Consider the following 16,246-nt stretch of genomic DNA (forward strand, 5'->3'; position numbering starts at 1 on the left):
TTGGACAATTACTTTGTTAATTAGTTCAATAATCTTCTTCAAATGCTGTTTTATAAGGTAATAAACCAAAATCTAACATTTTTGCGGTCATATTACTATTTTTAGTCAGGCCACGTAATTCAAAATTAATGGAAAATTTATTCTCGTAGATACTTTCTTTAGAGATGTTATCCCAGTCGGTAATTTTACGTCCGTATTGTAATGTAACGCCCCAACAGCAATCAGCATAATGTAATCCGACATAGCTATTAGATGATTGCTTATTATCAATATCATAAAACAGAGAACCGACCACGCTCACCGTCTCAGTAAGAGGCCAAGAAGAGATTACTCCAATTTGAGAAATACTTTGCTGATAAGGGGTAGTATTATTGGTGAGATTGATCCCGTTGATATAATTTTTATTAGCATAACGATACGAGAGTTGCACGAGTTTATTATCTGTTTTGCGATATTCAATAATGGCATTTGCAAGCGATATTTCGTTAATACGGGTATCATATTGTATACCGCTGCGCGTAATAATATCTTGATTAATCCGCCAAAATGTATCTGTAGCCCAAGTAACACTTCCTGTACCATCATTTTGATCGAGTGGGGACGAGGTATCGCCGGTTCTAGATTTAGTAAAATAGTAAATTTGCCCTAGGGAGAGATTAAATTTTTCTATTTTATTGGCATCATAAAATCGAGTGGTTACTCCAGTTGCAACTTTATTTGAGGACGCAATCCTATCTAAACCACTATAAGGCTGGTCTCTAAAGAGTCCAATATAATCAGATTGTAACAGTGATGAATCGTAGTTACGTATTTGTGATTGATTACGATAAGGGATGTAGAGATACTTAATCCGTGGTTCTAATGTTTGTGTATAACCGTCAAGTAATACGGCTTGGCGTTCAAAAATGACCTTACCGTCAATACCAATTTTTGGCATAAATCGATTGACACTGCTTTCGAGATCAGCATTTTTATTCACTCTAGGAATGTCTTGATTGTAATGCGTTGCCATAAATCCAGCTTCTGCAGTAACTGATGCCCAAGATGACAAGATAGTGTAATCAAGAGTTGGCTCGACATGGAAACGCCAGGCAGTTGGATTGGCACTGCCGCTGCTTACAAAATGAGAGACTTGGCCGAACGTTCGGAAATTTATTCCATCGTTATCATTATTATAATAATTAATGTTTAGTTGAGGTTCTGCTCGGTATAAATCATCTTTAATATCATCACGTAAAGCTTGAAAATATTTATAATTTAAGCCAATATCCCAATATTGATCGGTATAACCTAATTGATAGTGTTGCGTTAGATAACCATCAGTTTCAGAAGCATATTTAGAACTCAGATCAGTAATATATTGATTATCACTTACACGAGTTGCATCAACATTAAACCGCCAGTTATCATTAATTAACTGATTATTTTTCCAGTGAAATAACCAACGATAGTCATTCTCACTGTAACCACTGTTATTGCTATCTTTTCTATCGTTACTGTAGAGTCTATCGTGCTGTAGCCAGTCAAAGGCTATCGTACCTAAACCGACATAATTTAAATAACGCATTTCGGTCTGGAGCTGTACGCCTCGACGCTGAATAATTCTCGGTGTAAACGTAGCATCATAATTAGGCGCTATATTCCAGTAAAATGGCAAAGAAACATCGATACCATCAATGCTATCATAAGATATTTCAGGCATTAGTAATCCTGAGCGCCGTTTATTGCCTGTAGGTAGCTGTAAATAGGGTGAATACAATACTGGCACTTTACCGATTTTAAATACGGCATTCCAGACTTCAAGTAACTGTTCCCTATTATCATAAATGATTTTAGAACCTTCAATATTCCAGCTACTGTCATTAATGGGGCACGAGGTAAAACTACCATTGTTTAAAACAATATACCGATTGTCATTAAAGGTCATATTATCTGCGGTGCCGCGCCCAAGGCGCCCAACTAGGTGATATTGCCCATTTTGGATTTCGATATCATCGGTATTTAAATTCATTTCGGCTTTATTGCCTTGCATCTCAATCAAATTATCTTGATAAACCACATTACCGCTTAGAACAAGGTTACGATTTGTATTCGCGGTTTGATTAATGATAATTTGTTCAGAATTAACCATCCGATTTCCCTGTGTTGCAAGCACATTTCCGCTGTATATCGCTTGATTTGGCAAATCTATCTCAAATTTGTCGGATGAAACCTCGATAGGTAAAGTATTGACATCCCCTTCAACAAGGGGACGATTATATATTGGCACATCAATTAGGCATTGATTATTTGTTGATGCTGGGGGCACAAGCTCCATATTAGCGAAGCTGTCTTGACTGTGCACTGACAGACAAACCGCCGCTGCAATAAAAGATGGAGTTAATTTTTTCATTAGCAATTAGCCGTCATTACATAGTAAAATTCAATCGTGATATTATAACGTTAAATTTTAAAAGTGCTAACTAATAACTTAAATATCTTAACAGTTTTATCACGCTATTGTATTTTTTTGCTTAGACGTGAATTTTTGTTTTTACGATACTTAGCAGGCTGTTTCTTCTCACGATTGACAATTTGTAGGACCATATTTTCTCGTTTAGCTGGGTCGGTATGTTGATACTCATCCCACCAACTTGCTAATTCAAGCAGTTCGCCTTTTTCTAGTGATGCTCTAAGTTCAAGTAGATCATAACCCGCACGGAATTTAGCATGTTCAAACACTGCATTAACGCGTTTTATGCTGAGTTTATTTAAGCGTAACTGGAGACGCCATATATCACACATAACGCTGGTAAAACGTTTTGGAATAGCAATTTTCGAACACTGCTCATCTAAAATATCATGCATAGCGAGATCAAACGCATCGTGATAAGTTAGGCCACTTTCTAAAATTAACATTTGGGTTTGTTCGCAAAGTGGATACCATAACATGGCAGCAAAAAGGAATGCTGGATTAATACGCTGATTGTGACTAATTCGGTAATCAGTATTTTTTAATGTTTGTTCAAGCATTTGTTCAACTAAACTTAAATGCGTTTTGTTATTAATATCTTGAGCAGGTAAGAGACGGGCAATAGTTGGGAATAGTGGTGCAAATAGTTCGTATTTTCTCAATAACAAATAGGTCTGATAACCATAGCCACCTTGCAGTAATTTGAGTGATTCATCAAACAATCTGGCTGATGGAATATTGTTAAGTAATGGTGCTAGATTTTTAATTGGCGCTGCAGATTGTTCTTCAATTGTCATATCGAGTTTTGCGGCAAAGCGAACTGCGCGGAGCATCCGAACCGGGTCTTCGCGATAGCGCGTTTTAGGATCACCAATTAAACGAATGACGCCATTTTTCAAATCTTCTACGCCATTGCAATAATCTCGAATCGTAAAATCTTTCACATTATAGTATAAACTGTTAATGGTAAAATCTCGGCGCATTGCATCTTGTTCGATGGTACCATAAACGTTATCCCGTAATAGCATCCCAGTTTGAGAACGTTTGGACTGATTATTATCTACAAGTTGTGCTGAAGTATTAACATCACCATCAGACTCAAGATGTTCTCCTCGGAAGGTTGCAACTTCAATCGTTTCTTTACCGAACATGATATGTGCTAGGCGAAAACGTCTTCCCACTAAGCGGCAGTTACGAAATGACTTTTGTACTTGCTCTGGGGTTGCATTAGTTGTAATGTCAAAATCTTTAGGACGGCGACCTAGTAATAGATCGCGAACGCAGCCACCGACTAAATAGGCCTCATAGCCTTGATTGTTTAAGCGATATAAAACTTTTAATGCATTATCACTAATTGCTTTACGTGAAATATTATGTGCATTTCGAGGGATAATTTTCACCGAAACGTTGTCATTAGCATCAAACGAAGTATTTAACTGCGTTGTTTGCATTGGCTTATTAGCGGTTTTTTTAACCTTATCAGCATGAAAAAGTTTACGATAAACTTGTGAGACTCGCTTAAAAATAATGAACTCCAAAAGCAATGATAGATGGGTAATAAAAATTGGCGCTAATTATAGCGCAACATATTAAATTCGCAAAATATCTTTCAAATGACAGAATTATTAGCGGATTAATTGCCTTTGTAAAATTCTGTACTAGAATAGAGCATACTCTCTCATTAATAACTTTGAAATCGTTGCGAGTTGAATAATATGAAAACCTATAATTTTAGTGCTGGACCAGCTATTCTTCCTGCTGATGTGTTAAAACAAGCCCAAACTGAACTTTTGGATTGGAATCATACTGGTGCATCGGTTATGGAGCTTAGTCACCGCGGTAAAGAGTTTGATGCTTGTGCGATTGAAGCGACGCAGAATTTAAGATCGATTCTTAATGTGCCTAACAACTATAAAATTTTATTCTTACAGGGCGGGGCAAGAGCGCAGTTTGCCGCAGTGCCGTTGAATATTCTTGGGGGTAAGCGCGCGGCTGACTATATTGATAGTGGTTACTGGAGTCAATGTGCTGCCGATGAAGCAGATAAATATTGTCAGGCTAATCGCGTTGATATTAAAACCAAGCACGATGGCAAAGTAGCACTAAAACCGATGGCAAATTGGCAGCTTAATCAAGATGCGGCTTACGTGCACTACTGCCCGAATGAAACAATTGATGGTTTAGCGATTTTTGAAGAGCCCAATTTTGCTGATAAAATTGTGGTGGCAGACTATTCATCTTGTATCTTATCAAAGCCGATTGATGTGAGCCGCTATGGCATTATTTATGCTGGTGCGCAAAAAAACATTGGCCCGTCGGGTATTACCATTGTGATTGTGCGTGAAGATTTATTAGGCAAAAGCCACACGGCATTACCGTCGGTGCTTGATTATGCCATTGAGAGTAAGCATGATTCGATGTTTAATACGCCACCAACGTTTGCCTGGTATCTCTCTGGTCTGGTGTTTAAATGGATCAAGCAACTCGGTGGTTTGGCTGCGATGGAGCAACGTAATTTGCAAAAAGCGACCACGTTATACCAATATATCGATGGCTCTGATTTTTATCAAAACCACATTGCCAAGCCTAACCGTTCGATCATGAATGTACCTTTTGTTTCGCCAAATGAAGAGATTGATAAATGCTTTGTCGCACAAGCAACAAAAGCGGGGATTATTGGCATTAAAGGACACCGAATTGTCGGCGGAATGCGTGCATCTATCTATAATGCGATGGATCTTGATGGGGTCAATTACCTGATCGATTTTATGCGCCATTTTGAAAAAACACAGGGATAGGCTTAAGCCTGATACCGCGTCTATTCGTTAACCCGCTTGGCGAGTTTTACATTAAGGATGAATTGAATTTGATGGCGATACTGGGGCGAGTGGTATCCGGTTTGTTAGTATGCTTAAGTAGCATTTTGTTGTTAACCGGCTATGCAAAAAACGAAAATAACCCAATCAATAGTGAAGTTAATACTGTGAAGAACAGTCAAACTGAAATTGTGCATTCTAAGATAATCGGTGATTATAAAATCGCGATCTATCATCCTGACACAGCGATTCCGCCACAAGGATGGCCAGTTATTTATTTACTTGATGGCGATAGCTTTTTTACTGATGTGGTTGATTTTGTGCAGCGGCAGTCAATGCCGATCATTGTTGTTGCGATTGATTATCCAGAGCAAACTCGGCGTATGCGCGATTATTTACCTAATCCACCAGAGCTGATTCCAGAAGTTTTATCGAATGGGAAAGCCAATGTCCTGGAGGCTTATGGCGGCGCGGATGATTTTGGGGGCTTTTTGCAAACAGAATTGAAACCGAGGGTTGAACAGCGATTTGCGATTGATCCTAATCGACAAATTATTTTTGGTCACTCAATTGGCGGCATATTTGTGTTACACACGTTATTTACGCAGCCTAACGCATTTTCAGATTATATTGCCTCTAGTCCATCAATTTGGTTTAACGATCGCTATATTTTGCAAGAAGCGCAGAATTTTCTTGCCGATTCTAAGTCGATTAACTTGGCTCATCCGGCCCATTTATATTTGTCGGTTGGTGCATTAGAACAATCGCTCACTGGCAAAGAAGTTTTCCCTTCTGAAACAGCAAAACAGCTACGAGCTCAGCATTTGCAAAATCGACGTATGGTGGATAATGTGCGCGATTTAGCAACCTTATTATCAAATTCATCGACGGATGCGCTGAGTGTGGAGACTAAAATTTATCCGCAGCAGATTCATCAAACCGTTGGTATTTTAGTGCTTGAAGAGCGTTTATCGCAGTTATTACAGTAGTGATAGGTTGTATTGATTCAAAATAAAAAGGCGGCTAAATGCCGCCTTTTAGATCAAAGTACGCAATTTAGAATGAAAGATTGGTACTCACAAAGAACGTTCTACCCGACTCATTATAGGTTGCAGCTCCAGCGCCATAAACGGTCACTGCACCTGTTGTTGGGTTTTTCAGTGAAGATGCATTCCCTTCGCGGAATAAACGTTTATCAAAGATATTATCAACGCCCATCGATAGGGTGAAATTCTTATTGAACTGGTATTTGCCGCTAAAATTAACGATAGAGTATGGGCTTAGTTGATTGGTTGAACTGTCACTCACAATATCGCCGTTGAAATCATATTTTTTCGGTTTTTGTCTGCCATACCAGGTTAATGACGTCAGTAAAGAAAGCTGATCGGTAGCCTGCCAGTCAATCGATGAATTCAACGTAAATTTAGGAATGACCGATAAATAGTCACCGGTTTCTTTATTTTCGGTGGTAATCATCCAGGTTAAATTATTGCGCCAATTGATTTTATCGGTGACCGGCAAAGAGAGTGATCCTTCAATCCCTTCAACCAGTGCACGCGGCACATTTTCCCATTGGAAAATATTAGAACCGCTGCCACTAGTGGCGTTGCCAATAACTGTGTTACCCGCTTCAATTTTATTATGGTAATCGTTACGGAAATAGGTCACACCTGCAACTAAACCTTGATTGTTATGAAATTCTAAACCAATTTCTTTATTAACGCTGGTTTCTGCTTTTAAATCCTCATTCCCCATTAAATAGCAACTACCGCCTCCGGCATAACAGCCTTGGCCACGGCTATATAGTAGGTAATTAGGGTTAGATTGGTATAAGTTCGGTGATTTATAAGCTCTGGCAATACCCAGCTTTAAGGTGAAATAATCACCGAGTTCTTGCGATAGATTTAACGCCGGGCTCCAATTACTGCCTGATACACTGTGGTGATCAAAGCGCAGTTCTGGCGTTAACATGGTAGTTGATGTCAGCTCAATATTGTTTTCAACAAAGACGGCATAAGCATTGGATGATGCTTTAGTTGAACGGTTTTTATCATCGATGCCCGGAACACTTCCCCCTTCAGCTGTTGATTGATCATTTGAGGTAGGGTCATTGAGTTTTTGATAGTTATACTCTGCGCCAATGGTTAACATTTGCGAGACCCATGCGTCAAACGGAATATTGGTTTCATTATGTAGGGTTAAGTTATCATAGTGGATAGTGTTAAATCCACCTAAAAATCTCCCTTCTGTACCGCCAGCTTTACCTTCATTAATACGGCTGTTATTGGTTTTTTCATATTGAATATAAGACAGCGAGTTAACACCATTATCCCAATAACCTCGATGAGTAATCGCATAGTTCTGGCGATAAATGCGGTTGGTCTCTTGACCATATAAGCTACTCACTAATGGGCTAGGATTGTTATTTTGAGTATCGCCAGCATAAATATTGCCTTGTCGGCTGGTACCTGCTTCAAAATCGATTGATTGTTGATCAGTAATATCCCAACGTAGTAGCCCATTAAGATCTTTGTTTCTTACCCCTTCACGGCCAGCGGTTAATGATGCTGGGTTAATCTGATGATTTTTGTTAATATCCCAGTCATCAGCATCGGTTTTGTTTAAATTACCATATAATCTAAAACTTAAATTATCGGTTAAACCGCCCGTTAGCATGATATCCGTGCGTTTAGTCGCACCTTCTTTGCTGTGTTTGGGGAAATCGATATAGCTGTTGATTGAGCCATGGAATTCGCCAGTTGGCTGTTTAGTCACAATATTGACTACGCCACCGGCTGCGCCATCGCCATAGCGAGCAGCAGCTGGGCCACGAATGACATCAATGCGTTCAACTAAATCAGCTGGTACCCAGTTAGTATCACCTCGTGTATCTCGCTCGCCACGCCAGCCATAACGCACTGACATGCGGCTTTTGACCGGCTTGCCATCGATTAATATGAGTGTATTCTCAGGGCCCATACCGCGGATATCGATTTGGCGATTATTACCCCGTTGACCGCTGCTTGAGTTACCGGTTAAATTGACGCCCGGCATGGTGCGAATGATTTCTGATAAATCATTTTTCGGTGGTGATTTTTGTAAATCTTGTGACGAAATAACCGAAACACCCAGTGCTTGACGCGTTTGTTCGGCGGCGGTAATAACCATAACATCATCGGGTTCTTGCACATCAGATTCCTGTGCAACGGCCATACCACAGCTCATGCTGATAAGCAGTGATAAATAATAAGACGGTTTGAGTTTAAACATAGATTGCCCACATGGTAATAAAAATCGTTCTCATTATCATCAAAAAATAAGTATTGTAAATAACAATTTTATCGGTTTTTAAGCAAACAAAAATTAATCGTTTATTTTTAACGCATTACCTTAGGCGGGCTATTGCATACTCAGTAAAAGCTCACCATCAGGTGAGCAAATATTCATGGCATAATTGGCTGGTATTATTTAGGCGGGGATTTATCACTTGGCCAATCATCCTCATCGTCATCATAAGGGATCGGTTTAATACCTTTCTTTTTATCTAAGTAGCTTTTAAAGCTCGTTTTGCGCAGATCTTTGATGGTATTGATAAAAATGCCTAATAAGACAATGAGAATCAACCACCAATACCCTTTTAGCCATTCCATAGATTAACCTATTATTGTGAAATTACGTTAAATTGATTGCTGCCAAGTTAATTAAATACACGAGCATATTGAGAACCACGATCTTGGCGGTATTTTTTCACCCCCCAAGATTGTGTTCAGTAATGCTCCATTTTGCATGATGTGTATCATGTTTGCCACTGTTTAGGCGAGTAATTTTGTGATGATGCCTTGATAAATCGTTTTGAGTTTAACCAGTTCGTCACAATGCACCCGTTCATTGACTTTATGAATGGTACTGTTGGTCACGCCAAGTTCAATCACCTGACAGCCCATTTTCGCGATGAAACGACCATCGGAAGTGCCGCCACTGGTTGATAGCTTGCTATCAATATTCATCACATTTTTAATCACATTTTGCGCCGCATCAGTGAGTTCGCCTTGCTGAGTTAAAAATGGGTGACCAGATAAACGCCAACGTAGGCTATAGTTCAAATTGTGTTTATGTAATATCTGTTCAACGCGCTGTTTGATGATTTCATCGGTTAATTCACTGCTATAACGAAAATTAAATTGCACGGCTAAATCACCGGGAATCACATTTTCAGCGCCAGTGCCACCGTTAATATTAGCAACTTGCATTGAGGTGGCTGGAAAGTATTCATTACCTTTATCCCACTCGGTATTAACGAGTTCGTTTAACGCTGGTGCAAAGCGATGCACAGGATTATCGGCTAAATGTGGATAGGCGACATGCCCTTGAATACCGTGCACAACTAAATTGGCGGTGATCGAGCCTCGGCGACCATTTTTAATTTGATCACCAATAATTTTATCACTCGACGGTTCACCAACAATGCAGTAATCAATATGTTCGTTACGCTCCATGAGCGCTTGTACGACTTTGACCGTGCCGTCACTGGCATCTGCCTCTTCATCGGAGGTGATTAAAAACGCAATCCGCCCCTGATGATTGGGATTTTGCTTGATAAAATCCTCGGCTGCGCAGATCATTGCGGCGATGCCGCCTTTCATATCCGCCGCGCCTCGACCATATAAATAACCTTCACTATCAATAGTTGGCTGATAAGGAGGGTAAAGCCATTTGGATTCATCGCCCGCCGGCACGACATCAGTATGGCCTGCAAACATCAATGTTTTACCGTTACCATGATAAGCCCATAAGTTTTTAGTTTGATTATAGTTGAGTTCTTCAATTGTAAAATTCAACGCTTTTAAGCGCGCAATAAGCATTGCTTGACAAGCTTTATCATCAGGGCTAACTGATTTTTCGGCAATCAGTTGTTTGGTCAGTTCAATCACAGATTCAGACATAGATTAATTCTCAAAAAATTGTTGATAGAGTTCGGGTGAAAACCCTGCGAGTGCTTTGCCACCCGCAATTAAAATGGGGCGTTTAATAATCGATGTCTGTTCCAACATCAGCTGCTTCGCGGCGTCTGCATTATCAATGCTTTGACGAAACGCTTCATCAAGCTTGCGCCAAGTTGTGCCGCGGGTATTTAAAATAGTTTGCCAACCTAATTTATCCATAAAATTTTGTAGTATTTCGGCAGACAAACCGTCGGTTTTATAGTTATGAAATTGATACTTAATTTGGTGTTCATCGAGCCAGTTAAAGGCTTTTTTCATGGTGTCACAATTTTTTATACCATAAATGGTTAACATAAATTACCCCTTATCTAAAGTGGAAAGTAGTCGATCTAATTGGTTAGCAAATTGTTCGCGATCTTTGCTAGATAAAGGCGCAGGGCCACCTGATTGAATGCCACTTGCTCGCATGGTTTCCATAAAATCACGCATCACGAGTCTCTCCTTGATGCTATCAAGGGTGTAGCGTTCCCCTCTGGGCGTTAATACATAAGCGTGTTTGTTAAGTATATCAGCGGCGAGTGGAATGTCAGAAGTAATAACTAAATCGTTAGCAGCAACTAATCTTACAATCTCATTATCGGCGATATCAAATCCTTTGTCGACTTGGCGCATTTTTATCAACGGAGATATGGGAATAGTTAGCCGCTGGTTTGCAACAAGTGTTACGCAGATCTGTTTTCTATGTGAAGCACGATAGATAATCTCTTTAATTGGGTTAGGGCATGCATCAGCATCGATCCAAATGTGCATAAAGGTCCTTAAATATTGAATATAAAGCAAATTGTAATAACTGTTTAGTTATGTTGTATGTATTAATCGAAATCGGCTTAAAATAACAGATTGTTTTTTTTATTATCGTATTTTAACGAAACTTTGTTTTATCTGCTTAACAATCTCAATTAAATCATTATAATTCTATTTATTCAAATCAATAAATTATGATCTTATTTTATCTTGTAAGAAATCATAGCGGAGGCAAGCATGGCAAAATTGTCGGGTGCAGAGATGGTTATCCAATCTTTGATCGATCAAGGTGTTAAACAGATTTTTGGTTATCCAGGCGGTAGCGTATTAGATATTTATGATGCAATACATACGTTAGGCGGCATTGAGCATGTGCTTGTCAGACACGAACAAGCGGCTGTTCATATGGCTGATGGTTATGCAAGAGCAACCGGTGATGTTGGTGTGGTACTTGTGACCTCTGGGCCAGGTGCGACTAACACGATTACCGGTATTGCGACAGCTTATATGGACTCCGTGCCAATGGTGGTGATATCAGGCCAAGTGGCAAGCCATCTAATTGGTTATGATGCTTTTCAAGAGTGCGATATGATCGGGATTTCACGTCCGGTTGTCAAGCATAGTTTTTTGGTGAAGAAGACGGAAGATATTGCTGAAACAATAAAAAAAGCATTTTACATTGCCTCGACAGGACGGCCTGGGCCAGTTGTTATTGATTTGCCAAAAGACGTCATGAATCCCGCGATAAAATATCCGTATAGCTATCCGTCATCGGTAGCAATGCGCTCTTACAATCCAACGGTACAAGGCCATAAAGGTCAAATTAAGAAAGCATTAAAAGTGTTGCTTAGTGCTAAAAAACCGGTGTTTTATATTGGTGGTGGAGTGATTGCTGCTAATGCAGAGGTCGCCGTTATGCAATTAGCAGAAAAATTAAATCTGCCAGTTACAACAACCTTAATGGGAATTAGTGCGTTCCCAGGTACACATAAACAAAATTTGGGCATGCTCGGTATGCACGGCGTTTATGAAGCTAACATGGCGATGCATAATGCGGATGTGATCTTTGCGGTTGGTGCACGTTTTGATGACAGAACTACCAATAATTTGGCTAAATATTGTCCTGAAGCTAAAATCGTTCACGTTGATATTGATCCAACCTCAATCTCAAAGACTATTATGGCAAGTGTTCCAGTTGTTGGTGATGCAAAATTTGTTGTTGACAATATGCTTGAGCAATTAGCCGAGGATCACAGTAAACGTGATTTAGATGCGCTGGTTAATTGGTGGAAGCAAATTGAACATTGGCGGGCTAAAAAATGTTTAAGTTATAGCCATGATGGTGATTTGATTAAACCACAAGAAGCCGTTGAAACCCTTTACAAACTCACTCATGGTGAGGCTTATGTTACAACTGATGTTGGGCAACATCAAATGTTTGCCGCGCTCTATTATCCCTTTGATAAACCGCGGCATTTTATCACATCAGGTGGACTTGGGACGATGGGCTTTGGTTTCCCAGCTGCGCTAGGCGTTAAACTTGCATTTCCACACAAACAAGTAGTCTGTATCACTGGTGATGGCAGTATTCAAATGAATATTCAGGAATTGTCAACCGCATTGCAGTATGATTTACCTGTTGTCATTTTGAATCTCAATAACCGTTTCTTAGGTATGGTTAAACAGTGGCAAGATATGATTTATGCTGGGCGACACTCGAGTTCGTATATGGAATCATTACCGGATTTTGCTAAAATTGCTCAGGCTTACGGACATATTGGTATTTCAATAAAAAAACGTGAAGACCTTGAGCCGATGCTAAAAGAAGCTTTAGCAATAAAAAATAAACTGGTATTTGTTGATGTGATGACCGATGAAACTGAGCACGTCTATCCTATGCAAATTCGAGGCGGTGCGATGAACGAGATGTGGTTAAGTAAAACGGAGAGAACATAATGCGTTATATATTATCAATTTTAATTGAAAATGAACCCGGTGCTTTATCGCGTGTTATTGGTTTGTTCTCTCAACGTGGTTTTAATATCGAAAGCGTGACGGTTGCGCCAACAGAAGATCCAACCATGTCACGCATGACGATTCAAACTAGCGGTGATGCGCATGTACTTGAACAGATCCAAAAACAGTTACATAAATTAATTGATGTCTATCGAGTTTATGATTTGACTGAAGGTCCTCATGTTGAGCGTGAAATTATGCTAATTAAAGTTGCCGCTAAAAGTTCAGCGGCAAGGGATGAAGTCAAACGCTGCGTTGATATTTTTCGCGGATCGATTGTTGATGTCAAAGCAACACAATTTATTGTGCAACTTGCCGGCACGAGCGAGAAGTTAGAGTCATTTTTAAATGCTATTCGCGAAACGTGTGACATTATTGAAATGGTTCGCTCTGGAATTGTTGGATTATCGCGTAGTGACAAGAGCTAATAATAACTAGTTGTTTTTATTGATTAAAAGGAGCTATTAGCTCCTTTTTTATATCTAGTTGGCAATTTGGTCTTGAACTGATTGGTTAAATAATTGTTGGAATGTAAGTCCGCAACGGTTACATACCCATATGCCATCTTTAAAATCAAAGTGATAGCCTTGTTGACGACTTGCCATCCAGATTTGTAATAATGGCTCTTGTGTATTGATAATTATTTTACTGTGATTCTCAAATGTAATCGAAATAACATTGCCATGCGTTTCATAATCAATATCGGTATCGTATTGTTGAGAAAATGCATCAAGTTGCTGTTCTATATTAGAAAAAAGCTGCTCTGCCAGTTGATGAAATTGGTTAAGATTCATAATCGTTCTCAGTGTCTAATTATTGCCACAGTTTAACATAGCTTGATAAATTTGCACTAATCGAGCGATGATATTCCTAAAACAATTTTGATATTTATCGTGTTTGATATTTTCATCATTTTAATACCTGTTTGTTCAAACTTACCAATAATGCGTATATAATCATTTCACAAAAACAATAAATTAGATCGGACTTTTTAAATCGTAAAAGTTAATCTTTGCATAGAAAAATAAGGTTAATCACAATGGGAATTTCACTGATCCTAAATCTCATTATCTTAGGTATAGGGCTCTTTTCTGCTATTGGTTATCTCATTCAACGTAGTGATAATAAGCATAATTTAAAACAGGCACTTGAAAATAACCAAGCAATTAGGCAGTTAACTGAAGATGAATATCTTTTGTTAAAGCCTTATCTTGACGATAAATCATTAGTACGACCTTATAAATATCAATCCTCATTAGTTAGTTATGACGTGTCTGTGATTTCTGGATCATGTGTGCGTCATAGTTTTAGTACCAATGGCGCGGAGTCAACTTATTATTTTGTTATTGGTGATATTGAAGTCTTTCTGCCATATGGTATGGATTCGTACACCGCGGCAGATAATATCGCCGAGGTCGTTTTTACCGAGCAATATGCCTTTGTGGTCAGTATTAATGGATACGACTTAGCGACAGCAAAAGCCGAGTGCGATGCGCAAGGCTCTCGTGATGAGCAGTGGCATACCGGGGGGCATGGGCAGTTTAAAACAATTAGTGATGAAGATATTGCACAGCTCGAACAGCAAGAGCATGACCCAGATCTAGATCCCCTTATTCATCAAGCCAAACATCGTCGTTGTGAAATTTTAGCCCAGCGCGATGAAACACCCTTCGAATCTGAGCGTTATAATAAATCAAATTTAGGTATTCTCACGGTCATTTTTTGGGTGATGGCAACCATTATGGCGATAATATACAGTGATGATAATGATAGTTGGCTATTAATTATCAGCGGCATTAGTGCGGTTTGTGCAATCATTTTTTATTTCCATCGACCAAAAAGGCACCGTGGTAAGGTGAACCGTATTAAAGGCACTATTGAAGAGCAAGATCCAACCATTCAAACGATGTTGATTGGTGATAGCTTAATGGTGTCTTATCCTAAGCATTGGCAAGGCATTTTGCCGGAAAAAACCAATATTGACAATGATATGGATATCGCGGTAACCGAAAAAAGCGTGCTGCGTTATGGTCATAGTTTATCAATTAGTAAAGAAATTGAGCAATATGGCCCGCCAGCATTTTGGGGACGTAATTGTGCGCTATTTATTACTGGCTTGATTTTATCTGGAGTTATTTATGTATTCTCATCTTCGCTTTATGATGATGTGCTCGTTAGTTATCGTATTTTAACTAGTAAAATATCCTCTTGGCATATCATGGATCAATCAATGCTAAAAAATGCAACGATTAAAAGTGGCGATACTGTGGATATTGAACTATTAGGCGCGTCATGTGCTGTGACTACCGATTATCGTTGCGATCAGATCTTTATTACGGATGAGATTGTCGATGATAGTGAGCTTGGTACCCCATTACCCAATTGGGCCGAAAAGCAAGCAAATGGTTCATTAATTGTCACCAAACGTGATTCACAAATTGAGATACTCGAAAATTATGAAAGAATGTATGCCAGTATGCTTGGCAATACAAATAACTACAATAATAATCGCCAAATATACACCAAACTATTAGATGTGCAAAATATTGTGGCAGCGATTGATGAAGCTTGCACGACTGACAATGGTACGTGCACTGAGCTTAAAGATACTTTGCTGATATTAATGACTGATCAAGATGACAAAGAGTTTGCCACCTGGCAAGCGTTATCTGATTTTGTCAAACAGCAAAACAGCCTAAATATCATCGTATACATTCGCTCTGCTAATGCGATTGAAAACCTTTTTGCCACCTTAAGTCGGGATATTTTTGCACAGCGCAAAGAGTTATTAAAAACGTTGTTGCAACAGCAGCAGGCAAGCCCAAACAGTTTGAGCTTGACGATACTTAACTCTCAAAGTGATGTGGCGACGCCGTTTGTGCAATCACAGCGCTCGTTAAGTAGCTATAAAGAGTGGATGAACAATTACAGCGCTATGCTTCATGGACTTGGCACCGTGAAAATTGCCGGCTTAGTTAGCGCGATTACTTACCATGAAGACGGCTCGGTTGCACATATGACGATCAATCCGAGTTATCGTTACCAATTTGATGGGCATCACAATGTCTCGGTGATTGTTGTAAATACAGGGATTTTCGCTATTATTTTATTGGTTACTGTTTTACAATTAGTCATCTGGATTAGCAAAATGGTGAGCAATAAACGCCGTTTGCAGCGTATTCAGGCGGATTATCATAATTTGATATTGTCATGAT

At 39.3% G+C, this 16,246-nt stretch carries 13 protein-coding genes; 5 read left to right on the forward strand and 8 right to left on the reverse strand.

Going from position 1 to position 16,246, the window contains the following annotated elements:
* Window positions 1-25 precede the first annotated feature (25 nt).
* Complete coding sequence (gene lptD / locus DES39_RS01645) at window positions 26-2,392, reverse strand: LPS assembly protein LptD (RefSeq protein ID WP_121144031.1); 2,367 nt, start codon at window positions 2,390-2,392, stop codon at window positions 26-28.
* Between the two features lie 104 nt (window positions 2,393-2,496).
* On the reverse strand, window positions 2,497-3,903 hold the full coding sequence (gene pcnB / locus DES39_RS01650; protein ID WP_121144749.1) for a polynucleotide adenylyltransferase PcnB: 1,407 nt from the start codon (window positions 3,901-3,903) through the stop codon (window positions 2,497-2,499).
* Between the two features lie 264 nt (window positions 3,904-4,167).
* Between pcnB and serC the strand changes: the two genes are divergently transcribed.
* On the forward strand, window positions 4,168-5,250 hold the full coding sequence (gene serC, locus DES39_RS01655) for a 3-phosphoserine/phosphohydroxythreonine transaminase (RefSeq protein WP_121144032.1): 1,083 nt from the start codon (window positions 4,168-4,170) through the stop codon (window positions 5,248-5,250).
* A gap of 71 nt (window positions 5,251-5,321) precedes the next feature.
* Window positions 5,322-6,257: an alpha/beta hydrolase gene (locus DES39_RS01660; protein WP_121144033.1), complete on the forward strand. Its 936-nt coding sequence runs from the start codon at window positions 5,322-5,324 to the stop codon at window positions 6,255-6,257.
* 67 nt (window positions 6,258-6,324) lie between these two features.
* Here the strand turns inward: DES39_RS01660 and DES39_RS01665 are convergent, their stop codons facing one another.
* From DES39_RS01665 to DES39_RS01685, 5 genes are all read right to left on the reverse strand, one after another.
* A complete protein-coding gene (locus DES39_RS01665) occupies window positions 6,325-8,493 on the reverse strand; it encodes a TonB-dependent siderophore receptor (protein ID WP_245959565.1) in 2,169 nt (722 codons plus the stop codon).
* Window positions 8,494-8,732: 239 nt separating this feature from the next.
* The gene (locus DES39_RS01670) at window positions 8,733-8,918 is read right to left on the reverse strand and encodes a YpfN family protein (protein ID WP_121144035.1); all 186 of its coding nucleotides are present in this window, start codon (window positions 8,916-8,918) and stop codon (window positions 8,733-8,735) included.
* Window positions 8,919-9,080: 162 nt separating this feature from the next.
* Window positions 9,081-10,211 (reverse strand): succinyl-diaminopimelate desuccinylase, encoded by a 1,131-nt coding sequence (dapE, locus tag DES39_RS01675; RefSeq protein ID WP_121144036.1) that lies wholly within the window; start codon window positions 10,209-10,211, stop codon window positions 9,081-9,083.
* A gap of 3 nt (window positions 10,212-10,214) precedes the next feature.
* Window positions 10,215-10,565, reverse strand: coding sequence for an ArsC family reductase (locus tag DES39_RS01680; RefSeq protein WP_121144037.1), 351 nt, complete (start codon window positions 10,563-10,565; stop codon window positions 10,215-10,217).
* A gap of 3 nt (window positions 10,566-10,568) precedes the next feature.
* Window positions 10,569-11,021 carry a YaiI/YqxD family protein gene (locus DES39_RS01685; protein ID WP_121144038.1) on the reverse strand — a complete coding sequence of 151 codons (453 nt, stop codon included), beginning with the start codon at window positions 11,019-11,021 and terminating at the stop codon, window positions 10,569-10,571.
* Window positions 11,022-11,252: 231 nt separating this feature from the next.
* Between DES39_RS01685 and ilvI the strand changes: the two genes are divergently transcribed.
* Entirely contained in the window at window positions 11,253-12,971 is a 1,719-nt protein-coding gene (ilvI, locus tag DES39_RS01690; RefSeq protein WP_121144039.1) for an acetolactate synthase 3 large subunit, read from the forward strand.
* Window positions 12,968-13,459: an acetolactate synthase small subunit gene (gene ilvN, locus DES39_RS01695; RefSeq protein WP_342773779.1), complete on the forward strand. Its 492-nt coding sequence runs from the start codon at window positions 12,968-12,970 to the stop codon at window positions 13,457-13,459. Before ilvI ends, ilvN begins: the two co-directional genes overlap by 4 nt.
* Before the next feature lie 54 nt (window positions 13,460-13,513).
* Here ilvN and cyaY read toward each other — a convergent pair whose 3' ends face one another.
* Window positions 13,514-13,825, reverse strand: a complete 312-nt coding sequence (gene cyaY, locus DES39_RS01700) for an iron donor protein CyaY (protein WP_121144041.1) — start codon at window positions 13,823-13,825, stop codon at window positions 13,514-13,516.
* Window positions 13,826-14,070: 245 nt separating this feature from the next.
* On the opposite strand from cyaY, the gene DES39_RS01705 reads away from it, so the two are divergent.
* On the forward strand, window positions 14,071-16,245 hold the full coding sequence (locus tag DES39_RS01705; protein WP_121144042.1) for an IgaA/UmoB family intracellular growth attenuator: 2,175 nt from the start codon (window positions 14,071-14,073) through the stop codon (window positions 16,243-16,245).
* Window position 16,246 lies beyond the last annotated feature (1 nt).

Origin of the sequence: Orbus hercynius (assembly GCF_003634275.1) — a bacterium.
GTDB lineage: Bacteria > Pseudomonadota > Gammaproteobacteria > Enterobacterales > Orbaceae > Orbus > Orbus hercynius.